Origin of the sequence: Oscillibacter sp. (assembly GCF_032060045.1) — a bacterium.
Taxonomy (GTDB): domain Bacteria; phylum Bacillota; class Clostridia; order Oscillospirales; family Oscillospiraceae; genus Oscillibacter.
Map to the genome: position 1 here is coordinate 46698 of NZ_DAMBZJ010000017.1, position 22770 is coordinate 69467.

The 22770-nt window shown below is 54.0% G+C and carries 19 protein-coding genes, 1 tRNA gene and 1 pseudogene; 9 read left to right on the top strand and 12 right to left on the bottom strand.

Features of this window, described 5'->3' with window-relative positions:
- From RT018_RS08695 to nifJ, 6 genes and pseudogenes are all read right to left on the bottom strand, one after another.
- Nucleotides 1-140, bottom strand: a pseudogene (locus tag RT018_RS08695) (molybdopterin dehydrogenase); the annotation flags it as partial.
- Entirely contained in the window at nt 134-607 is a 474-nt protein-coding gene (locus RT018_RS08700) for a 2Fe-2S iron-sulfur cluster-binding protein (protein ID WP_312941081.1), read from the bottom strand. The gene RT018_RS08700 and the pseudogene RT018_RS08695, both read right to left, overlap by 7 nt.
- A gap of 3 nt (nt 608-610) precedes the next feature.
- A complete protein-coding gene (locus RT018_RS08705; RefSeq protein WP_312941082.1) occupies nt 611-2737 on the bottom strand; it encodes a xanthine dehydrogenase family protein molybdopterin-binding subunit in 2127 nt (708 codons plus the stop codon).
- Entirely contained in the window at nt 2721-3374 is a 654-nt protein-coding gene (locus tag RT018_RS08710) for a nucleotidyltransferase family protein (protein WP_312941083.1), read from the bottom strand. Before RT018_RS08710 ends, RT018_RS08705 begins: the two co-directional genes overlap by 17 nt.
- Before the next feature lie 130 nt (nt 3375-3504).
- Nucleotides 3505-4431, bottom strand: a complete 927-nt coding sequence (locus RT018_RS08715) for an NTP transferase domain-containing protein (protein ID WP_312941084.1) — start codon at nt 4429-4431, stop codon at nt 3505-3507.
- Between the two features lie 314 nt (nt 4432-4745).
- Nucleotides 4746-8288: a pyruvate:ferredoxin (flavodoxin) oxidoreductase gene (gene nifJ / locus RT018_RS08720; protein ID WP_312941086.1), complete on the bottom strand. Its 3543-nt coding sequence runs from the start codon at nt 8286-8288 to the stop codon at nt 4746-4748.
- A 325-nt stretch (nt 8289-8613) separates the two neighbouring features.
- On the opposite strand from nifJ, the gene RT018_RS08725 reads away from it, so the two are divergent.
- Nucleotides 8614-9390 (top strand): IclR family transcriptional regulator, encoded by a 777-nt coding sequence (locus RT018_RS08725; RefSeq protein WP_312941088.1) that lies wholly within the window; start codon nt 8614-8616, stop codon nt 9388-9390.
- Nucleotides 9391-9686: 296 nt separating this feature from the next.
- Here the strand turns inward: RT018_RS08725 and RT018_RS08730 are convergent, their stop codons facing one another.
- Nucleotides 9687-9956, bottom strand: coding sequence for a relaxase/mobilization nuclease domain-containing protein (locus tag RT018_RS08730; protein WP_312941116.1), 270 nt, complete (start codon nt 9954-9956; stop codon nt 9687-9689).
- Nucleotides 9957-10071: 115 nt separating this feature from the next.
- Here RT018_RS08730 and RT018_RS08735 point away from each other — a divergent pair, with 115 nt between their 5' ends.
- The 7 genes from RT018_RS08735 (at nt 10072) to RT018_RS15815 (ending at nt 15919) form a co-directional block, all read left to right on the top strand.
- Nucleotides 10072-10305 carry a hypothetical protein gene (locus tag RT018_RS08735; RefSeq protein WP_312941089.1) on the top strand — a complete coding sequence of 78 codons (234 nt, stop codon included), beginning with the start codon at nt 10072-10074 and terminating at the stop codon, nt 10303-10305.
- Between the two features lie 12 nt (nt 10306-10317).
- Nucleotides 10318-11001 carry a response regulator transcription factor gene (locus RT018_RS08740; RefSeq protein WP_312941091.1) on the top strand — a complete coding sequence of 228 codons (684 nt, stop codon included), beginning with the start codon at nt 10318-10320 and terminating at the stop codon, nt 10999-11001.
- Nucleotides 10994-11911: a HAMP domain-containing sensor histidine kinase gene (locus tag RT018_RS08745; protein ID WP_312941093.1), complete on the top strand. Its 918-nt coding sequence runs from the start codon at nt 10994-10996 to the stop codon at nt 11909-11911. The genes RT018_RS08740 and RT018_RS08745 overlap by 8 nt, the downstream gene beginning before the upstream one ends.
- A 114-nt stretch (nt 11912-12025) precedes the next feature.
- Complete coding sequence (locus RT018_RS08750; RefSeq protein ID WP_312941095.1) at nt 12026-12694, top strand: ABC transporter ATP-binding protein; 669 nt, start codon at nt 12026-12028, stop codon at nt 12692-12694.
- A 13-nt stretch (nt 12695-12707) separates the two neighbouring features.
- Nucleotides 12708-15365: an ABC transporter permease gene (locus RT018_RS08755; protein WP_312941097.1), complete on the top strand. Its 2658-nt coding sequence runs from the start codon at nt 12708-12710 to the stop codon at nt 15363-15365.
- Between the two features lie 265 nt (nt 15366-15630).
- On the top strand, nt 15631-15762 hold the full coding sequence (locus tag RT018_RS08760; RefSeq protein ID WP_312941099.1) for a class I SAM-dependent methyltransferase: 132 nt from the start codon (nt 15631-15633) through the stop codon (nt 15760-15762).
- Nucleotides 15731-15919 (top strand): MATE family efflux transporter, encoded by a 189-nt coding sequence (locus tag RT018_RS15815; RefSeq protein WP_397360025.1) that lies wholly within the window; start codon nt 15731-15733, stop codon nt 15917-15919. The genes RT018_RS08760 and RT018_RS15815 overlap by 32 nt, the downstream gene beginning before the upstream one ends.
- A 694-nt stretch (nt 15920-16613) precedes the next feature.
- Here RT018_RS15815 and RT018_RS08765 read toward each other — a convergent pair.
- From RT018_RS08765 to polA, 5 genes are all read right to left on the bottom strand, one after another.
- Nucleotides 16614-16688, bottom strand: a tRNA-Thr gene (locus tag RT018_RS08765).
- Nucleotides 16689-17534: 846 nt separating this feature from the next.
- Nucleotides 17535-18542 (bottom strand): tRNA (adenosine(37)-N6)-threonylcarbamoyltransferase complex transferase subunit TsaD, encoded by a 1008-nt coding sequence (tsaD, locus tag RT018_RS08770; protein WP_312941101.1) that lies wholly within the window; start codon nt 18540-18542, stop codon nt 17535-17537.
- 24 nt (nt 18543-18566) lie between these two features.
- Nucleotides 18567-19160 (bottom strand): GNAT family N-acetyltransferase, encoded by a 594-nt coding sequence (locus RT018_RS08775; protein ID WP_312941103.1) that lies wholly within the window; start codon nt 19158-19160, stop codon nt 18567-18569.
- Nucleotides 19114-19617: a ribosomal protein S18-alanine N-acetyltransferase gene (rimI, locus tag RT018_RS08780; protein WP_312941107.1), complete on the bottom strand. Its 504-nt coding sequence runs from the start codon at nt 19615-19617 to the stop codon at nt 19114-19116. The genes RT018_RS08775 and rimI overlap by 47 nt, the downstream gene beginning before the upstream one ends.
- A 44-nt stretch (nt 19618-19661) precedes the next feature.
- Nucleotides 19662-22313: a DNA polymerase I gene (polA, locus tag RT018_RS08785; RefSeq protein ID WP_312941109.1), complete on the bottom strand. Its 2652-nt coding sequence runs from the start codon at nt 22311-22313 to the stop codon at nt 19662-19664.
- Between the two features lie 273 nt (nt 22314-22586).
- Here polA and RT018_RS08790 point away from each other — a divergent pair.
- A partial coding sequence (locus tag RT018_RS08790; RefSeq protein WP_312941111.1) for an Rrf2 family transcriptional regulator occupies nt 22587-22770 on the top strand: 184 nt, incomplete at its 3' end.

The window sequence follows — 22770 nt, forward strand, 5'->3', positions numbered from 1 at the left end:
ACTTTATTTAAAAACAAATAGGTTGCATTGGGGCGATTTTCCACCATCAGGTCCGTCCCTCCGGCGTAAGGGACCACGGTATGGGACGCGCGGAGGTTTAGTGCCTCGTCCAAAGAGGTGGGAGCATATCCGTTTACCATAGTCCGTTTCCCTCCTTTGCAGCGGCGGATACCGCGTTGATAATGGCGTTATATCCCGTGCAGCGGCAGAGGTTTCCGGAAAGGCCTTCCCGGATTTCGTCCTCCGTGGGGTTGGGAATTTTGGAAAGCAACGCTTCGGCTGCCAGCACCATGCCGGGGATGCAGAAGCCACACTGCACGGCGGAAACCGCCGCAAAGGCTCGGTCCAAAACCGTGTAGCGTTCCGTTTCCCGGAAACCCTCCATCGTCGTGACGGAGGAACCGTTTACCGCGCCCATGGCCACACAGCAGGAGTTGACCAGCACACCGTCCATCAAAACGGAGCAGGCGCCACACTCGCCCTCCTTGCAGCCGCACTTGACGCTGGTGGTGCGGTAGGTATCCCGCAGAACGTCCAGCAACCGGTCGGAAGCATTGCCTTCGTAAGATACTTCTTGTCCGTTGAGGACAAATCGAATCGCATCCATCTCTTATTCAGCCTCCTTCATCATCACGTTCAAAGTGTCCTCGGCAGTGAACGGCGCATGGTGCAGCGATGCTCCATTGCCCAGCGCCTGCTCCACGGCGGCCACATAGGCACCGGGTGCGCCCACGAGAGGCAGCTCGCCGGCGCCCTTTGCGCCGTAGGGGCCGTCGGGGTATTGCTCCACATGCAGCATACACTTCAGGTTCGGCACATCCTTGGTGGTGGGAATCAAATAGTCGGAAAAAGAATTATTGCGGATGCGGCCTTGATTGTCATAATCCATTTTTTCAATGGAGGCATAGCCAATGCCCTGCAAATAGCCGCCCTCCATCTGCCCGATGACAATGTTGTAGTCGATGGGCGTACCCACGTCGAAGGAGCCATAGGCCCCCAGAATCGTGGAGATGCCCGTGCAGGTGTCCAACTCCACCTCGATAGCGCCCACGCCCCATGCGTAGGTGGGGTAGGCGTCGCCCTGAAATTTGTCCAGATAGAACGGAATCATAAAATCAGGTTCCCTGAAATGCTCCTCCACAATCTGGTCCTCGCCTTCCTTCCACTGGGTGCGCAGCTTGATGGCGGCGCGACGCAGCAGCTCGCCCACCACCATCAGAGAGCGAGAGGCAACGGTGGGGCCGGAATCCGGCACGCGGGCGGTATCGGGGTGGTTGTAATAAACCTTTTCCAGCGGAAGGTTCAGCTCGTGGGCAACGATTTTGGGGAAGGTGGTCCGCAGACCTTGCCCAATTTCACCGTTGGAGGCCAGAACCTCCACCGTGCCGTCCGGGTACTTGTGCAGCTTACACACCGCCTTGATGTGGTCCCGCTCGCCGGAGCCGGTGAAGCCCGCCCCATGGAACCACAGCGCCATGCCAATGCCCTTGCGGTATCTTCCAGTCTGGGGTTTCTCGTACTCCAGATGCTTTCTGCGGAAGTCACAGGCCCGGTCCACCTCGTTAATCATTTCGGGCAGGGGAATGGGGAAGTGATATTTGCCGGAGGTGGAGGTGGGATCTCCCTGCCGGGCAAGATTGGCTTCCTTGAACTGGAGGGAATCAATCCTCAAATCCCGGGCAATGTGATTCATCATCATTTCCACGGCAAAGAAAGTCTGGGGTGCGCCAAAGCCCCGGTATGCGCCGGAGGGAGTGGTATTTGTTTTCAGGGCGCGTCCGTGGACGTGTAGATTGTCAAAGCTGTATACGCCGCTTGCGCAGATAATTCCCCGCTGCAACACCACGGGGGATAGCGTGGTATACGCCCCGGAGTTAAACTTCACGTCGATGTCCATGCCCGTGACCTTGCCGTCTTTCACCGCGACCTTGTAAACGCACAGCGAAGGGTGACGCTTGGAGGTAAACTCCAAATCCTCCCGGCGGCCGAAGATGCAGCGGACGGGGGCGTTTGCCTTTCTGGCCGCCACGGCCACCTGACAGCCCAGAATGGAGGGAAACGCCTCTTTTCCTCCAAAGCCGCCGCCGGTCACGTCCTGAAGAATGTGCACCTCGTCGGGTCGGCTGCCCAGCGCGCGCATCACCGCGCCATGGACATAATAGGCGCATTGCATGGAGCCGTGGACATACATATGCCCGTTTTCCTCCGGTTCCGCCATCATACCCTGAGGCTCCAGATAGGTCTGGTCCTGATAGCCGGTGGAAAATTCCTCCTCGTAAACCTTGTCGGCCTCAGCAAAGGCCTTTTCAAGATTACCCTTTTCGTACTCATAGTTAAAAAATACGGTATCGGCCTTGCGCAGGTCCAGCATGGGCTCTAGCTTCTCATAAGAAACCTTGATTTCCGATAGGATCCGGTCTACCACCTTCTCCTCCGGTCCAACCACCATGCCGATAGGCTCTCCGATGTACTCCACTGTGTCTCGGGCAAACACCGGGGTGTCGTCCAACACGATATTCACGTTGTTATCGCCGGGGACGTCGGTTTTGTCCACATAAAAATACCCGTCCGGCAATGAGGGAACTTCCACGCCCAGCACCTTGGCTCTGGCCAGAGTGGAGCGAAGGAATTTGCCGGTTAAAACGCCGTCGCCAGAATAGTCTCCAACATAAACGGAGCGCCCGGACATTTTCGGTGCGTGGTCTTTTTTAACCACTGACTCACTGATCTTTTCCATCTTGTAATCCCTGCCTCCTCATTTTAAATTCGTAGTCCTGTTTGCAGCTTTGATAGTCCTGCTGCGTATCCAGATCAATCCATACGCCTTCGTCGTCTACTGAGACGGTCTGAATGAAATCTTCATGTCGGTGCCATAACTGACGCAGTCCACCATCGCTTTGAAATGAAAGAATCTCCGGAATCATACGCGCATCCACCAGCGGAGGGTGCTTCCTTGCCCCGTTCAGCGTTGGAAAAATCACGCTGACGCCATTTGCGGGGCGTGCGGAGAGCAGCTTGCGGAAGGTGGACCTGCGCACCACCGGCATATCGCCCGGCAGCAGGAAAAATGCATCGCACTCTGGCATGGCCTGACAGCCGATTTGAATGGAGCGCAGCATGTCGGTGCTTGCAAAGTCTGGATTTGGAACGGAAACGACGTCTTTCCCATAGCGCCGTCGAAGTACCGCGTCCACCTCCGCACCCCGATAGCCCGTTACAACCACCACGGATTGGGCGCCGCCTGATAAAACACTGTCCACCGTATTTTCAATCAGTGTTTTGCCTCGCAGTGGCATCAGCGGTTTAAACTCGCCCATACGGGAGGAAAGTCCCGCCGCAAGTATCAGTCCACAGACAGTGGGAGCCTCATACATAAAAAACCACCCCGTTTCCTCTGAGAGCAGCCCCGCGCCCAATAGAAAACGGCGCGGTGTGTCCACTCTCATTATGAAAGGGATGGTTTTTGTTCGCAACTTCTTCCTGAAAAGAACTTGCCAAATTCCATTATAGAATTTTGGTTGTTAAAAACGTCTCTTGAAACCGGCTTTGGGTGTAATGAAAAATTTCCTCCTCAAACTGCTGATAGGCCAGCAAAAACGCAGTGCCGCGTTCGGTCAGCACGGTGTTCCCTCCGTGTCGTCCACCTTGCCGCCGCTCTACAACCGCATAGCCTAATTCAATCTCCAGCCGGTTGATCATGTCCCAGGCCTTACCGTAGGACAGGGACATGGCTCCGCATGCCTGCCGCATATTGTGCGTGTCGGCAATTAAAAACAGCAGCAGCTTCAGGCGCGCATTGAAAAATGCAAATTCCCGTTCAATGCTCATGCGGATGACGGGGTGCAGAATCGCGTTGTTGTGCTCTGCCAGGCGGTCTTGCAACTGCTCACGATTGTGCACGCTGGTTAAAACGCCTTCATCCTCCACGGGAAGCCATATCCGTCTTGCATCCAGCGTGCGCAGCGCACCACGCAGCCCGTCTTCGCCGCTATAGGCCAAGATTTCCGGGATGATGCTGTCCGACAGCATCACAGGGTGCCCTCCGCGGCGACGGTAGGACGGGGTGACAATTTCGCCCGCTGTATTTTTGAGGCGGATCAGTGTGTCCGGCGTAAACATAGGGACATTCACGGGAGCAAACGCAATTCGGTCACATTTTCCGGACAGGTAACGCAGACCGATCTTCACGGAATCCAGAAGCTGAGGCTGCTCCGGCTGTTCGCTGGAAATAAAGATCACGCCGTAGTTGCTTAGCTGGTATTTCACTTCGTCCTCATCCACGCCAGTAATCACCACAATGGGGAAAATACCGGCCTGCTGGAAGGAAATCACAATTCGCTTAATAACCGGAATGGTACCCACTTTCAGCATGGGCAGAGCGGCTTTTTTGCTGGCCGCCGCAATCAGGCCTCCGAATTTGCTGATTTTCATTTCACAGACCTCGCTTCCCGCTAAAAACCAGCGCAGCTGACGCCGTGCTTTTTATTTATCATACACAATTTTAGGAGCATGTCAATTCTTCCATGAAGCGCAACATGAAGTAACTTCTGAAAAAGCATTTCACAGAGATTCCTCTTGCCACTTCCCCGCGGCTCCCATTTCCTGCTCCGGGGGCAAGCTTTTTGCTTGGATCGGGGGATAACAGCAGACACGCCGCGCAAAAGCGCGGCGTGTCTGCCTTCTTTTCAAGCGAGGGAGCTTCTCCCATGCCGCCGAGGAGCGGCTGGGGGGAAGTGACGTGGTTGTCAGCCGTTCTCGGCCATTTTGCGGTATTTCAAGTAGCGATTTTTCGCGTCTTGTACAGCCTTTTCATAAAGTGCGTCGGCCCGGTCGGGGAAGTTGTTGGCCAGCGCCGCATAGCGGTTTTCACCCATGAGATAGCCCATGATCTTTTCGGTGTCCGGTTCGGGAGAATCCAACTGGAAGGGATTCTTTCCCTGCTCCGTCAGGCGGGGATCATAGCGGTACAGGTGCCAGTAACCGGACTCCACCGCCTTTTTCATCTCGTTCTGGGTGCAGCTCATGCCCGCCTTAATGCCGTGCTCCAGGCAGGGGCAGTAGGCGATGATGATGGACGGGCCGGGATAGGCCTCGGCCTCCCGGATGGCCTTGAGGGTCTGGGCCTGATCGTAGCCCATGGCCACCTGTGCCACGTATACGTAGCCATAGTTCATGAAGATTGCGCCCAGATCCTTCTTGGCAATCTTCTTGCCGCCTGCGGAGAATTTCGCCACGGCGGAAGTGGGGGTGGACTTGGAGGACTGTCCTCCGGTGTTGGAGTAAACTTCGGTGTCCAGCACCAGAAGATTCACGTCCCGGTTCTGGGCCAGCACATGGTCGATGCCGCCGAAGCCGATATCATAGGCCCAGCCGTCGCCGCCCACGGCCCAAACGGACTTCTTTGCGAGATATTCCCGGCTGTCCAGAACAAACTGTACCTCTTCCGTCTTCTCGCTGCGCTCCAGCGCGGCAATCAGCGCATCGGACACGGCGCGGGACTTGTTCTTGTCCTCCCAGCCGGCGAGATACGCCTCGATTTCGGAGGCGGCGGTTCCGGCGGCCTTCAGGCTCTCCAGCCGTAGGAACAACTCCTTGCGGATGGCGTCCTGCGCGTGGAAGAAGCCGAAAGCAAACTCGGCGTTGTCTTCAAACAGAGAGTGCTCCCACGCGGGGCCAAAGCCACGCTGGTCACGGCAGTAGGGCAGGATGGGTGCGCCGCCGCTGTACGCGGAGGAGCAGCCCGCAGCGTTGCCGATGTACATGTGGTCGCCCACAAGCTGGCTTACAAGCTTTAAGTAGGTGGTTTCTGCGCAGCCCGCGCAGGCGGCGGAGAACTCGAAATAGGGCTTTGCAAACTGAGCAGACTTCACGCTCTTGTCGCTGACCACGTCATTCTTGAGGTATGCTTCGTTCATGGCGACTTCGTTGAAGTTGGCCTGCTCCGGCTTCATCTCCTCAAAGGGCGTCATTACCAGCGCGTCGGCCATTTTCTCATTCTGGTTGGCGGGGCAGGCCGTCAGGCACACGCCGCAGCCCAGACAGTCATAGGGAGAAACCTGCACGCGGAAGGAATACTGGGGAGCATCCTTGCCAAGGCCCTTGGCGGGCACGGTGGCGAAGGAAGCGGGCACACCGGCCTTCTCCTCCTCGGTCAGCAGCACGGGGCGCAGCGCCGCGTGCGGGCAGACCATGGAGCAGCGGTTGCACTGGATGCAACTCTCGCTGTTCCACTTGGGAACCGCAGTGGCAACGCCTCGCTTAGAATAAACGGAGGTTCCGTTTTCCCATGTGCCGTCCAGCACGCCGTACTTTTTGAAGACCGAGATGGGCAGCTTGTCGCCCTCCTGGCGGTCCATGGGTAGAACAATGTCCCGCACAAAGGGAGTGGTCTCCAGCTCTGCCACGGGTGCATCCTGCGCAGTGACCCAAGAGGAGGGGATCTCCACCGCCACGGCGGCGTTCACGCCCAGGTCCACGGCCCGGTCATTCAGGTCCACGATTTTCTGTCCGGCCTTTTTAAAGTAGGAGTTATAGTTGTTTTTCTTCATGTCCTCCACGGCCACGTCCAGAGGAATCACCTTGGTCAGGGCAAAGAAGACCGCCTGAAGAATGTTGTTGGTCCGGCCGCGCAGGCCAATTTCTTCGGCAATCTTGGCCGCGTCGATGATGAAGAATCGGGCGTGCTTGCTGGCAAGCTCCCGCTTCAACTGGGCGGGGAGGCGCTCATCCAGCTCGGAAACCGACCACGGACAGTTGAGCAGGTAAATTCCGCCCTCCTTCAGGTCTGCGGCAGTATCGTATTTATTCACATAGGTAGGTGCGTGAACGGCCACAAAGTCCGCGGAGGAAACCAAATAGGTGGAGCGAATCGGCTCGTCGCCAAAGCGCAGGTGAGACTGGGTCAGTCCTCCGGTTTTCATGGAATCGTAAGAGAAATAGGCCTGAGCATACTTATTCGCCACCAATCCGATGGTGGTGATGGCGTTCTTATTCGCGCCCACCGTGCCGTCGCCACCAAGACCCCAGATTTTACAGGAGGTCTGACCGGCGGGAGACAGCTCCAACTCCTGATAATCCAGAGAGGTGTTGGTCACGTCGTCATTAATGCCGATGGTAAAGTTGTTTTTGGGCTGGCCCTGACGGAGGTTATCAAACACGGCCACAAACTGACCGGGAGTGGTATCCTTGGAGGAGAGACCATACCGTCCGCCGACAATGCGGATGTCGGTCCGGCCCGCCTGATTCAGGGCGGTGACCACATCGAGATACAGCGGCTCGCCCACGGAACCAGTTTCCTTGGACCGGTCCAGCACTGCGATTTTTTTGCAGGTAGCGGGAATGGCTGCGGCAAAGTGCTTCACGGAGAAAGGACGATACAGCCGGACCTGAAGCAGGCCCACCTTCCGCCCGTTGGCGTTGAGGAAGTCCACCGTTTCCTTTACCGTCTCGGAAGCGGAGCACATGATGACGGCCACTTCTTCCGCGTCGGGCGCGCCGTAATAATTGAAGAGCTTATAATCCCGGCCCGTCAGCTTATTGATTTCATCCATGTAATGCTGTACGGTTTCGGGTACGTCGGCGGCCTTTTCGTTGGCCCCTTCCTTGCACTGGAAGTACACGTCGGGGTTGACGTTGTTGCCCCGGTTGGTGGGATGCTCGGGGTTGAGGGAGTTCCGGCGGAAAGCACGCAGAGCGTCGGTATCCATCAGCCCGCGCAGGTCCTCATAGTCCAGCGCCTCAATGCGCTGCATCTCGTGAGAAGTGCGGAAGCCGTCAAAGCAGTGCATAAACGCATACTTGGAACGGATGGCCGACAAATGGGCCACCGCCGCCAAATCCATGCACTCCTGCGGAGTGGCGGACATAAGCATAGCGTACCCGGTGGTACGGCAGGTCATAAAGTCGGTGTGGTCGCCGAAAATGGAATGATGGTTGGAGGTGACCACCCGGGAGGCGATGTGCAGCACGTTGGGGAGGAACTGGCCGCCCATGGCGTACATGGCGGGGATCATCAGCATCAGTCCCTGTGCGGAGGTGAAGCTGGTGGTCAGCGCGCCGGCCTGCAAAGAACCGTGGCAGGTACCCGCTGCGCCGGCTTCGGACTGCATCTGAATTACGTCTACCGTAGATCCAAACAGGTTTTTCCGACCCTTGGCGGACCATTCATCCACCTTTTCTGCCATGGGGGAAGACGGGGTGATGGGGTAGATGGCTGCAACCTCCGTAAACGCATACGCCACATGCGCTGCGGCCGTGTTGCCGTCCATCACCGTAAGCTTTTTACTCATGGTTTTTTCCCTTCTTTTCCTTTTTTCGCCCGCTTCGGGTGTTTTTAAAATGAAACGGTCGCTCTGTTACGGTCCTGTTTTGTTCCTATATAAGAACGGTGTTTTTAATTAGGACTTTTACTATTCAGCTTTAACATAGATTTACCGTTGTGTCAATAGGAGAATTCCTGGTTTTAAAACTTTTTGGAAATAAGTTGGTTTTTTTGTGGCCCACCACCCGTCTCGTAGGTTCCAAAAGAAACAGTTGCAACTTCCGCTTGTAACCTGCCGTCCGCTGTGCTAAAGTGTTGAAAGTATAAATGACACTGAAATGGAGGCACAGTCTATGCCGCAGAAGCACCGCTCTACCGCCCGGGTGCTGGATATTTTGGAATATCTTGCGCTTTCAAAGGACGACGGAAGCACTTTAACGGAGCTGTCCGTGGCGCTGGATGCGCCGAAGAGCAGCCTTTTTCCCATTCTCCACACACTGCTCAGTCGGAAATACATCTGGCTGGATCGCCGGACAAACCGGTATTATATCGGCATCAGTGCCTATGCGCTGGGCAGCAGCTTTGCAGCCAATCAAAGCACGATGGATTTCATTTTGCAGGTGATGGAGGCCGTTGTGGAAAGTTGCGAGGAAACCTGTCAGATGGGCGTATTGGATCGGGAAAAGGTGCTATACATTCGCAAGGTGGACTCGCCGCAGCCCATCCGCATGATTTCCCATGTGGGGAACCGACTGCCAGCCAACGGAACGGCCATTGGAAAGGCGCTGTTGAGTGGCCTGAGCGATGAAGAGGTAAGAGCGCTTTACGCCGACGGATTTTCCCGTCTGACGGCCCATACCGTCGTGGATTTCGACACGTTGCTATCCCAGCTTGCTCAAATTCGAAAAACGGGCGTTGCGTGGGAACGGGAGGAATCCGCGGAGCAGCTATACTGCTGGGCTATTCCTCTGTGCAGAGACGGGCAGACCTTTGCCGCCCTCAGCGTGGCCGTTCCGATGTTCCGCTGCTCAAAGGAGAAGGAAGCGCTGGTGCTGGACTGTCTCACTCAGGCCAAGCGGGAAATTGAGCTAATTGCCGAGGCCCGGGGGTTTCTTCCTGAGTCAATTTAAACCGTTTTAGCGACGCAAAGGAAAAAGAGCAAATGCATAAAAAAGCTGCACGGAGCCTGTCCCTGTATCTATGGGGCAGGCTCCATGTATATTTCGATAATTAAAATTAACAAAATCAGATTAAAATGCTTACCGCCCTGGGCCTCCATCCGTTTAATGTCTCCGGAGACAACGGGGTGATAGGCAGAGAGCCATTTGTCTCATCCCTGCTTGCAGCGGCGTCATTTCCGCGGGAACAGTTGTCCAAAATTCGCATTTCAGGCGGGGGATGGCAATGGCCACATAATCGCCTTTTTTCAAGGAAACGCGTGAGGAATTACTGATTTCTTGCGCACATAAATCTTTCGGTGCAGTACCAGATCGTCGTGATTCTTGTGCAGTTTTTTTCCGGTTTTGAAGCTGACAGGGCGGACCGGAAGGTGGTTGTGCAGGTTATCCGTGTCGCAGTGAGTAGCTACCAATACCTCGTAGTCGGGAAACTGCCGAACGCTATGCTTGCCCCTCCCAACGGGAGAGTATACATACTGTGCATCGGACGCACCTCCAGTGTAATAATGAATCGCAATTTGAAATCTTCCATTACTGTGCTATCATTATCGTACAGGCAAAATCCGGAGTACACAGGGAAGCGCAAATCACGGATTTTACCGGAATTCGATTATTTGCAGAAAAGAAAAAAACATGGCGCAGTATCCACACATTCGCGTCTTTTACGGCAGCGACGGGCTGTTCCATTTCATGTCATTTACCGATGGGTCACATAACGGGCAGTACGCGGAGAAGCATATCGGGCAGGGCTTAATTGATTTTGTCGAGCTGGACTTAAGCAAGTACCGGCTGGGGCTGGCGGGATTATGTAGAGGGTATAATCTCCGGCGGGGAAATGCTGGCAAGGGTGAAGATGGATTAAAATGAAAGAGGGAAACGATGAAACGAGTAATCATTGTGGAAGACGACCGTAATCTGAATCGGGGCTTGTGTCTTGCATTAAAAGATCAGGAGATTCAGATTATTCCGTGTTTTGATTTGAAATCCGCACGCAAGCAGCTTGCCAATTGTGCACCAGAGCTCATTTTGCTCGACATTAATCTTCCCGATGGCAGCGGGCTTGCCCTGCTTCACGAAATCAAAACGGGAAGTAACCCTGTTCCGGTGATCTTATTAACTGCCAATGATACCGAAATGGATGTGGTGACGGGTCTGGAGCATGGTGCGGACGATTATATCACCAAGCCCTTTCGCCTGGCGATTCTTCGCGCGAGGGTAAAGGCGCAACTGCGCCGTGACATGACCCATATTCCCAAACCGTCTGTCATTGATATTGACGGCTATCGGTTTGATTTTGAGCGGATGGCTTTCTATAAGGCGGGTATTCCTGTGGAACTGAGCAAAACGGAGCAAAAACTCCTCCGCCTGCTGGTGGATAATCAGGGAACCACTCTAAGTCGGGCAGTTCTCCTGGATAGAGTTTGGACAGACGGAGCCGATTATGTGGATGAAAACGCGCTTTCTGTCACGGTCAAACGGCTGCGGGACAAGCTGGACGCTGCCCAGTATATCAAAACTGTCTACGGTTTGGGCTATGTATGGGAGGTGAAGCAGGATGGATAATGAGAACGTGCTTCCGCTTATCATCATGCTGGTCGCTGTTTTTCTGTGCGCGGTACTGGTGCTGCTCGAGCGCCGAAACACAAAGAGAGTGATGAAAACATTGGGTCGAATGCTGGATTACGCCATAGACGGAAGCTTTACGGAACACACCTTTGACGAAAGTTTGCTTTCCGCGGTGGAAAGCAGATTGTACCGATATTTAACCACTTCCGCAGTTTCTGCGCGCAACTTAACTGCGGAGAAGGAAAAAATCAAGGAGCTGTTGGCGGACATCTCGCATCAGACCAAGACGCCAATTGCGAATATCCTGCTCTATGCGCAGCTGCTGGAGGAACAGAATCTGCCGGAAGAGAGCGCAGCTTGTCTGACCGCCCTGCGGGGGCAGGCGGAAAAACTAAGCTTTTTGATTGCCTCTCTGGTGAAGCTGTCGCGACTGGAAACAGGCGTGATTACCCTTCGCCCGGTATCGAATGCCATTGCACCGATGCTGGAGGAAGCGGCGAAACAGTTCGCTCCCAAAGCCGCGCAAAAAAAAATTCAGATGACTGTAAACGCCACGGATGCCCGAGCGGTATTTGACTATAAATGGACCACAGAGGCGCTTTGCAATCTGCTGGATAACGCCGTGAAGTATACGCCCTCCGGCGGCAGCATACGACTTTCCGTCGAGGGATATGAACTGTTTTGCCGCGTTGACGTAGCGGATACGGGAATTGGGATATCAGAAGCGGAGCAGGCAAAGGTGTTTTCCCGCTTTTACCGCTCCCAAACCGTCAGTGAGCAAGATGGCGCTGGGATCGGATTATATCTGACCCGTCAGATCTTAGCCGGACAGGAGGGATACGTCAAAGTATCTTCGGTTCCCGGTCATGGGTCGATTTTTTCCATTTTTTTGCCCAGACAGGCCTGAATTCTTACAGAACTGTTAGAATTGCCTGTCTACTGGAAAGATTCTGGAAAGAAACGTATGATAAAGTCTGTATCATAGTGAATCATAAAGAATTTATCTTTGGAGGCATTTGGCATGACAATTTTGCAGACTCATGATTTGAAAAAACTTTACGGCACCGGTGAAAACGCGGTTCATGCGCTGGCCGGGGTCAACTTGCAGGTGGAAACGGGAGAATTTGTGGCCATCGTCGGTACATCAGGCAGCGGTAAGAGCACTCTTTTGCATATGTTGGGCGGTCTGGACCGTCCCACCAGCGGTACAGTTACGGTAGACGGTAAGGATATCTTCTCCCTGAAGGATGAGGAACTGACCATCTTCCGCCGCCGCAAGATCGGTTTCGTGTTCCAAAATTACAATCTGGTTCCGGTACTCAATGTTTATGAGAATATTGTCCTCCCCATTCAATTGGACGGCAATACACCGGACTCTGTCTATATCGACAGTATTGTCGAAACGCTGGGGCTTTCGTCCAAGCTGCAAAACCTGCCCAACAACCTCTCCGGAGGCCAACAGCAGCGGGTGGCGATTGCGCGTGCTCTGGCCGCAAAGCCCGCGATTATCCTTGCGGATGAGCCGACGGGCAATCTGGATTCTAAAACCAGTCAGGATGTATTGGGCCTTTTAAAGATTACAAGCCAGAAGTTTTCGCAAACCATTGTGATGATTACCCATAACGAAGAAATTGCTCAGTTAGCCGACCGCATCGTTCGTATTGAAGACGGCTTGATCGTCGCTCGATAAGGAGGTGTGTAGCATGAAGGTAGCCAATCGAGCATGTATTCGCAGACTGAGTTTAAAAAGTATGAAGGCGGCAAGATCAAGAAATCTGATTGCCATTTTTGCCATTGCCCTGACCGCTGTGCTGTTTACGTCTCTATTTACAGTGGCGGCGTCCATCAACTATTCCTTTCAGCAGGCCAATTTCCGGCAGTGCGGAGGCTGGAGCCACGGGACGTTTAAGTACATGACCCATGAGCAGTTTGATGAACTTAAAACCGATTCCCTCATCAAACAGTATGGGCTGCGCCGTTTTGTAGGGATGCCGGAAAAAGCACCCTTCCTTAAATCCCATGTAGAGGTTGGATACAGCGACGCAAATCAGGCGCATTGGATGTACTGTGACCCGGCAGAAGGCCAGCTGCCCGCCGAGGGCACCAACGAAGCCGCCACCGACACGCGGGTGCTGGAGCTGCTTGGCGTTGAGCCGGTCGTGGGAAACGAGTTTACCATGACCTTTGATGTGGGTGGAACGGAGGTAACGGAAACCTTTGTTCTGAGCGGCTGGTGGGAATATGACGAGGCGGTTTTCGCAAACCATGTCCTCATCCCTCATAGCCGTGCGCAGGCTATCTATGATCAGGTCGGCATAGGAAACGGCATCGGTGATGACGGGATGACCGGTTCCTGGAATATGGACGTTATGCTGGGCAGCTCGTTGCACATCGAACAGGACTTGAGCAAAATTCTTGCAAATCACGGCTATCAGACGGAAAGCCGCTCGGCGGGGGACGATTATATCGCGACGGGTGTCAACTGGGGCTACACCGGCGCTCAGCTTACCAACAGTATAGACCCCGCTACCGTTGCCGCAATCGCGGGGCTTCTGCTGATTATTATTTTTACGGGTTATTTGATAATCTATAACGTATTTCAAATTTCGGTTTCAAGCGATATCCGTTTTTATGGTCTGCTGAAAACCATTGGTACCACCGGGCGGCAGATCAGGCGTATCATTCGCCAGCAGGCACTTTTGTTGTCCTTGATCGGGATACCCCTCGGGCTGCTGATCGGCTATGGCGTTGGGGCTTGGTTGACGCCTGTGGTCTTGTCTCGACTTAACGGCGTCGTACAGGATACAGTATCGGCAAGTCCACTGATTTTCACGGGTTCAGCTCTGTTTGCAATTATAACGGTGCTGATTTCCTGCCGCAGACCAGGGAAAATGGCGGCAAGAGTGTCTCCTGTGGAGGCGGTGCGCTACACCGAAGGGGCAGCGAATAAAAAAGAGATCCGCCGGTCACAGTCAGGTGCATCGCTGCCCAAAATGGCATGGGCAAATCTCCGGCGTAGCCGGGGCAAGACGGCGGTTACCGTCGCGTCTCTTTCTTTGGCCGCCTTGATGCTCAACATGACGGTTACCTTTGCAAACGGCTTTGACATGGATAAATATTTGTCCAAGGTCGTTTCGGATTTTATGGTGGCGGACGCAGGCTATTTCGAAACAGGGGCGTTTTGGGGCGCAGACCGAGCGCTGCCCGAAGCAGCCGCTGCCGCGTTGGAAGCGCAGCCCGGTATCGAAGCGGGCGGTCGGGTCTATGGACTGACCATCCCAGCGGAGGAATTCGTTACTGAAGACTATTACCGTGCCATGTATGGGGCGTGGAACGATGCGGAAACCTTGGATTATCAGGTTGCTGTTGCTGAAAAAAACGAGGAGGGCCTGCTGGCCGACCGGGCACAGCTTTACGGCGTGGAGCAATATGAGCTGAGTAAGCTGACGGTACTGGAGGGAGAGCTATCGAAGCTCCGGGAACCGGGCGGGCGCTATGTCGCGGCGGTCTATTCCGATGACGACTACGGCAATCCCCGTATGGATTCTCACTGGGCAAAGATTGGCGATACAGTCACGCTGCGCTACGTGGAGGAATACGAGTACTATGATCCGGATACGGGAGAAATACTCGACCCGGGCAGTATCCCGGATGACCAGCCCTTCCGGTACAGGGCCAAATCCTACCGAGACATTGACTATGAGGTGGCAGCAACGGTTGTGGTGCCGCATTCCCTCAGCTATCGCTATTATGGTGCTGATGAGTTCATTTTGAACGACCAGACCTTTATTCAGGACAGCGGCACCAGCGATGTGATGTATTATGCCTGCGATGTCAACGATGAGGCCACGGCCGGCATGGAAAATTTCTTGTCTGACTTGACCTCAAAACAGATGACACAGCTCAATTATGAGAGCAAGGCAACCTATGTCGCGGAATTCGACTCCTTCCGAAATATGTTCCTGATACTGGGGGGTGTGCTGAGCTTTATTGTCGGGTTGGTTGGCGTACTCAATTTCCTCAACGCAATTTTGACTGGGATTCTCACACGCCGCCGGGAGTTTGCCATGCTTCAATCCATTGGAATGACTAGCAGACAGTTGAATGTCATGCTGATTTGGGAGGGGCTGTATTACGCTTTGGGTGCAGTGGCCGTGTCGCTGGCTCTCAGCTTGGCCGTCGGACCTCTGCTATCCAAAGTATTGGAAAGTATGTTCTGGTTCTTTACCTATCATTTTACCGCTTTCCCCATCCTTTTGCTGGCCCCCATCTTCGCTGTGCTGGGCATCGCAGTGCCGCGGATAGTGTATCGCACAGTTGCCAGACGCTCTGTTGTTGAGCGACTGAGAGAAATGGAATAGGTGATAGCGTACCCCTTATCAATAGGGTTAGAATATATAAAAACAGGAGGAGTGCCGCTGCACTCCTCCTGTTTTCCGTATTCGGTTTGCCTGACCCACGGCTCACAAGTTGCCTTTATTACTACTCGCCTTTAGCCTGCACAATATTCAACCCTGTTTTTTAGGCTGAAATGCGCCATTCTTTCTTCTCGGTTTTTATAAATTATTGTTCTGGTGGGTTACTATTCTTTTTGTTACTTCTATCCGTTTGCAAGACAACTAAATCATGCCCCTCACATCTAAGGTAAAAGACAAAGTGGCCTTTACCTTAGGAGATTCAGAACATCTGCCGTATGCAAATGAAATGTTTGATGTTGTCTATTGCAATGATTCCTTTCATCATTATCCGGCACCTTAATATTATCTTTTCTCAAAAAATAGGCGCTGGTGATAAAAAGCAAGTGAACAGTTTGATTACCACTTCATTTGTCACGGCAGTATTATTTTCCGTTATTTTAACAATTATCTTGGAGTTTGCATTACCCACAATCTTAAATTGCTATTTGTTCAGTTGACATTAGTTAAGAAAAAACTGTTTTCACTGCATTTCTCACTGATTGATTTTCTTCTTATAAAGCCCGTGCTGAAAAACGCCTTGCCTTCTGTTGTACAGCAGAGTGTTCCCGCCATAAGCACCACCTCTTTAACGGTGGTTATCAGTGGATTTAGTATTACAGCAATTGCAGGAAACCAATACCAGTATTCAAGAGTAGTGTATCTATCATTTTTATATCAACTTTTCAGTTATTAATTAGGTTACCCGCCAAATAAAAAAACGGCGCTTTGGCGGGTCATTCTCCATGCCTGAATGCCTAAAGCATCCCTCCAAACCCGCGAAGTTTGGAGAGATTCTATATGTGTTTTACAGAAAAAAATTAGACAGGCAACTAAAAATATTCGCTTTGTCCGTTGCGGATCGGAAACGCAAAATTCTGAAAGCGTTGTATCAAGAAATGAGAAGCTACACAGAGTAGGCTGTACACAATTATAAGCGTCTGTAAGGCGCATAAACGCCCTACAGTGCCTTTCCCTTGTTGAGGTGGTACACTTTCTTGCATTTATTCTCCAAAGCCTTTTGCTGGGTATGTTTCCGCTTATTTTCTCTGCTGAAAAAGCAGGGCGCGAACGGTACCCCTCTTGTTGTATCATTTGTTTTTATAAACATAGCAAAAAATCCTGTAGATACGCATATCTACAGGATTCTTGCCTTGGAGCTTGTGGTCGGAATCGAACCGACAACCTGCTCATTACGAATGAGCTGCTCTGCCATTGAGCCACACAAGCATATTTTATTTTGTGTAGTTAGAAGCAAACTGTAGCACCGACAAAGCCAAGCTAAGGTAGCGGCTGCTTGGCAACCTAAATATACCCGCCGGAGCACGCTTTACGCAAAGCGCACGGATAGCGAAATGCAGAACCTAATGTAGAATAGCATATTTTTGCGGGAGCGTCAACACAATTCTCCCAAAGCTTTTAAAAGAAAGTGAAGAGGATGCTTTCGAGAATGAATATCGCGGGAAAAAGCGGATAATACGAATTGTATTTTTTGCAGGAAATAGTGCGAAACGCCATGGGCGATTTGACCATCGGAACAACAGCGACGTTGAGAAACGGACCGCCTTTTACAAAAAAAACCAAAATATGACATTGACAGACGGAAAAAACATGGGAGAAAAAGAAGAAATACGCTTTCTTGAAAAAAATAATAATTTACATAAGTCGTTCAATAACTTGTGACTACAAAAAGTTATCCACATTTTCCACAGGGTTATCAACAATGAAAAAAACCTTTGAAATCAATGAAAATTGTATAATTAGAGAAAAATCAAAAAACGGCAATGCACAATATTGGGGATTTTAAAATCCAAGAATAATTTACATAACATTAAGAACTTGAGAAATTTCTACATCGACTCTAAAAATTTCAAAAGCATTTTCTGAAATTGATAGAAAAAAAACGCGTCATGCAAAAGAGAAAGTTGACATCCTTTACAGGTGTGGTCAGTAAATGCACAGGTATTCATGGAATGGCTGCATACTGCAAAAAAATAGAAAAAAACCGCCGGACAATTGTCCGGCGGGGGTGGAATATCAGAAGGATTTCATGGCAGAAAGTGGGGAATGTTTGTATCAGGCGTCCAGCGCACGAGTGGCATAGGCGTTTAGATCCATGCCTGCCGTGTGTCCTGCACGGAACTCGTAATATCCTTGAGCGCCGATCATCGCGCCGTTGTCTCCACAAAGGCTCAATGGTGGAAGATAGAGCTTACAGCCCGCCTTTTCACAGGCATCCTCCAAATCTGCGCGGACCACCGAGTTGGCCGCCACGCCTCCGGCAGCGCACAGAACTTTGTGCCCCGTCTGGGCCAGCGCGCGCATCGCCCGGGGGACCAGCTCGCCGCTGACGGCTTTGGTAAAGTCGCGGGCCAGCGCGGCCCGGTCCAAGGATTGGCAGGACTGCTCGGCACGGTGGGCCAGATTCACTACCGCGGTTTTCAATCCGGAAAAACTCATATCCAGCTCCGCGCCGTCGACGTGGGCGCGGGGGAGGGAATATACGCCTCCCTGAGACTGCTGGGCCAGCTCGTCCATCGGCTTTCCACCGGGATAGGGAAGTCCCAAAACCCGGGCAGCCTTGTCGAAGCACTCGCCGGCAGCATCGTCGCGGGTGGAGCCGAGAATACGCAGATCGGTATAGTCCTGCACATCGGCAATTAGCGTATTGCCTCCGGAAATGGCAAGAGCCACAAAGGGCGGCTCCAGCTCAGGGAATGCCAGATAGTTGGCGGCGATGTGGGCACGGATGTGGTGGACGGGAATCAGGGGTTTTCCCCAGGCAAAGGCCACGGACTTGGCAAAGCTCAGCCCCACCAGCACCGCGCCGATCAGCCCGGGTGCGTAGGCCACAGCCACCGCATCAATGTCGTCCCGCCCGCAACCGGCCTCGCGTAGGGCCTGCTCCGTGAGGGCGGCGATGACCTCCACATGCTTGCGGGAAGCAAGCTCAGGGACTACGCCGCCATACAGCGCATGCATTTCCGCCTGTGAGGCAATCACATCAGACAGCACCCGCCGTCCGTCTGCCACCACCGCCACAGCGGTTTCGTCGCAGGTGGATTCAAAAGCCAGAATGTTCATCGGTTCCTCTCTTTTCAGCAGAGTTTACTGGTCCCAGGGCACCACCGGCAATGGGGGGGCGTCCGGATTCAGGGGAATGCGCATGTACTTGGCGTACTTTTCGACGCCGAAGCGGCTTTCATAAATAAAGCGGTGCTGAAGAATCAAATCCTCGTCACTGATGGATTCGTCGGCCCAGTATAGGGTTTTGTAGCGCACGCCGAAGGCCTCGGAGTCATAGCCTGCCAAAAGGGCGCGGTTTTGGGCGTAAAAGCCCAGCCGCCGCTCTGCGATGGCGGTGTCCGGGGCCTCCGCGGGAGACTCTGACTCCGCGAGAATGACCCATCCCGCGTAAAGCTCTCGCATCAAGCGCAGAATTTCTCCGCCCACGCCTCCGCCCCGCCGGTCTGGGGAGACGCACAGATAATCCAGCAGCGTCCAGCCGGGCACGCCCACCCACAAAAAACAGGCGCCTGTAATTTTGCCGTTCTCCACCAGCACCAGCGGGTCGTAGCACCCGTCCTCCAGCATCTCCGTCATGGCCCGCAAGGGCTTTAGCTCGGCAGGCGGAAAGGCGGGGCGCAGAAGGGATTCATAGACCGCCTTCAGTTCCGGAAGTGTCGCCGTTCTCAGTTCCATAGTCAAACTCCAATTTCATGATGAGCGCGTCCTCTTTTGGAAGCTCATAGTAATTTTTTCGCCGCCCCACGGTGCGGAAACCGTGGTGTCCGTAGAGTACGATGGCCGCTGTGTTGCTTGGGCGGACCTCCAGCGTTAAAAACGACAGACGATTTCCCTCTGCAAAATTGATAAACACCTGCAACAGCTGGGCAGCCACGCCCTTTTGCCGATCCTCCGGCCGGACAGCCACGTTGGTGATATACCCCTCGTCCAAAATCACCTGAAGCCCCGCATAGCCCACCACCCGATCGGATTCATCCAGCGCGGTGAGGAAAGCGGAGCAGGCGTTGTCCAGCTCCTCTGCCAGCATATTCCTGGACCAGGGGGCGGAAAAGCACACTTTTTCCAGCGCTGCGATCTCGTCCAGATGTTCAGAAGACATGGGGACAATGCGCACCTGCTTTTTCTGTTCCATAAAAGGTTCTCCTTATTCAATGCATCAGGCCGGGACCTGCGCCCTCAACCCTTGGCCTCCAGCCAGTTTTTGCCCCAGTGGGCGTCAGCGGTGAGCGGGACGGACAGTTGAGCCACGCCCTCCATTTCCTCCTTCAGCAGAACAGAGGCCTTTTCTGCGTCGGCTGCGGAGCACTCCACAATCAGTTCATCGTGAACCTGAAGCACCAGCCGCGCATCGGGAAGCTCTGCCTGCAACCGCTTCCACACGGCAATCATGGCCAGCTTCATGATGTCCGCAGCGGTACCCTGAATGGGCATGTTCAACGCCACCCGCTCGCCGAAGGAGCGGAGGTTGAAGTTGCTGGAGGAAAGCTCCGGCAAATCCCGGCGACGGCGGTACAGCGTTTCCACATAGCCGTCTGTCCGTGCCTGCTCCACCACGCGGTCCATATAGGCCCGTACGCCGGGGAAGGTGGCAAAGTACGCGTCCATATACGCCTTGGCCTCTTTTTGGGTGGTTCCGATGTCCTGACTGAGCGAGAAAGCGGAGATACCGTACACAATGCCGAAGTTCACGGCCTTGGCCCGGCGGCGCATCTCGTGTGTCACGTCTTTGCGGTCCACGCCGAAGACACGGGAAGCGGTTTCCGCATGGAAATCCCCTCCGGAGAGAAAGGCAGCGCGCATCCCCTCGTCGCCGGAGATGTGAGCCAAAAGGCGCAGCTCAATCTGGGAATAGTCCGCGTCCACCAGCACATTGCCCGTCTCGGGGACGAACATCCGGCGGATTTCGCTGCCAAGGTCCGTCCGGGTGGGGATGTTTTGCAGATTTGGCTCTGTGGAGGACAGCCGCCCGGTGGCGGTGACCGTCATCTGGAAATTGGTGCGCACCCGCCCGTCTGGGTCCAGCGCTTTTAAGAGTCCGTCGGCATAGGTGGATTTCAGCTTGGTGAGCTGGCGGTATTCCAGCACCGCATCTGCAACCGGGTGCTCGCCTCGCAGCTTTTCCAGCACGTCGGCGTTGGTGGACCAGCCGGTTTTCGTCTTCTTCCCGTGGGACAGGCCCAGCCGGTCGAAGAGGACCTCGCCCAACTGCTTGGGGGAGTTGATGTTAAACTCCCCGCCCGCCAGCCGATAGATGTCGGCTTCTAGCTCCTCCGCCCGGCGGCGCAACAGCCCGCCGAAGTCGGACAGGGCCTTGGCATCCACCCGGCAGCCGGCCAGTTCCATCTCAGCAAGGCAGCGGCACAAGGGCAGCTCGATTTCTTCAAACAGCTCCCACTGTCCCCGCTCTCGGAGCTTTGGCTCCAGCGCGGAATACAGCGCGTCCACTGCGGAGGCATGGCTGCAAAAGGCGGCTTCCGCTCCCGCCCGATCCCCCAAAAGGGCAAAGGCGTCAGAATCCAGATGCAGGGGCTTTGGTAATTCCTCATTGAAATAGGAGACGAACAGCCGTCCCAAGTCGTAGCTCCCAGCGGTGGCGTCCAGCAGATAGGCGGCCAGCGCTGTGTCAAAGATAAAGCCCTCGGCGGGCAGTCCGTTTGTAAGCAGCAGCCGCATCAAATCCTTTATGTTGTGAGAGACTTTTTTGATACTGCCGGAGAACAGGGAGGAGAGGAGCACATTCCAGTTTCCCTGATAGCGGTCAAAAAACAGTTCCGCCGTCACGGCGGTGTCGCCCCCCGTTTCGCAGCAGACCACCACTCCGGTGAGGTCCGGCAGGGCCAGAAGGGATACATGGTCCGCGCAGTGCCAAAGCTCCAGCAGTTCTCCGGCCTTCGTGGTGGTTGTCACCTGCTCCACCGTGACGGTGAAGGCTTTTTCGTCTTCTGATGGTGTCGGAGTATCCTGCCGAAGGCCAAACCGCTCAATGAGCTTGGAAAATTCCAGCTTTAAAAACAGGGGGTAGGCTTCGGAACTCGGCGCCTTTGCCTCGTTTGCCGACGGGTCAAAGTCCAGCGGCGCGTCGGTTGCGATGGTGGCCAGCCAATAGGAGTGACGGGCGGATTCTTCTCCCTCCGTCAGCCGTTTTAAGGCGGCGGGCTTTGCGTCGATCTCTGGCAGCTTTTTGTAAATCGCGTCGATGGAGCCGTATTTTTGAATCAGGGCCATAGCGGTTTTCTCGCCCACACCGGGAACGCCAGGGATGTTGTCGGAGCTGTCGCCCATTAGGGCCTTTAAATCAATCATGTGGATGGGGTCAAAGCCATATTCCTCTCGGAAAGCCCCCGTGGTCATGTCTTTGGTGGTGGTCTGCCCCATGCGGGTGGAAACCAGCTTCACTTTCGTGGTTTCCGTGATAAGCTGGAGGGAGTCCTTGTCCCCCGTCACCACCACGCAGTCCCAGCCCGCCGCGTCACATCGGCGGGATATGACGCCCAGCCAGTCGTCGGCCTCCCAGCCCTCCGCTTCATAGCGGGGGATATTCAGTGCGTCCAGCACCTCTTTTAAAACCGGAACCTGCATTCTAAGCTCCTCCGGCATGGGCTTGCGGGTTGCCTTGTAATTCTCGTCCGCCTTGTGGCGGAAGGTGGGGGCGTGGAGGTCAAAGGCGACGCAGACCGCATCGGGCTTTTCCTCGTCCCGCAGACGCAGAAGGGTGGTCAAAAATCCATAAATCGCGTGGGTGTATAGCCCGTCCCGGGTGGTAAGGGGGCGGATGCCGTAATAGGCGCGGTTTAAAATGCTGTTGCCGTCGATGGCCATGAGCTTCATAGAGGTGCCTCCGCTCTTTTGAATTTACGGTCGCGCATTGCGCACCGAAGCTGTCTAAAATCATAGTATACCGCATTATTCCCATAGTGGCAACCGTTATGAGTGTTCCCTGAGAGAAAAAACCCGGTAGGAGAATCGCTAGATGACCCGGTGTCGCAGAGGAATAGCAGAAGGAAAACAGTCCGCATTTTTATCAAGAACGCAAAAAAGGGAAAATGCTCTTGAAATCCCCTAATTCCTATGGCAAAATAGGAGAAAGACAGGAGGTGCGCCATGAGAATATCGACGAAGGGCCGCTATGCGCTGCGGCTGATGATGGACCTCGCCTGCCGCCCAGGCAGTGATCCGGTGGCGTTGAAGGACGTGGCGGAGCGGCAGGAGATTTCGCTGAAATATCTGGAGCAGATTGTGGGACTTTTGGGCAAGGCGGGGTTTGTCCGCAGTGCCCGGGGTCCGC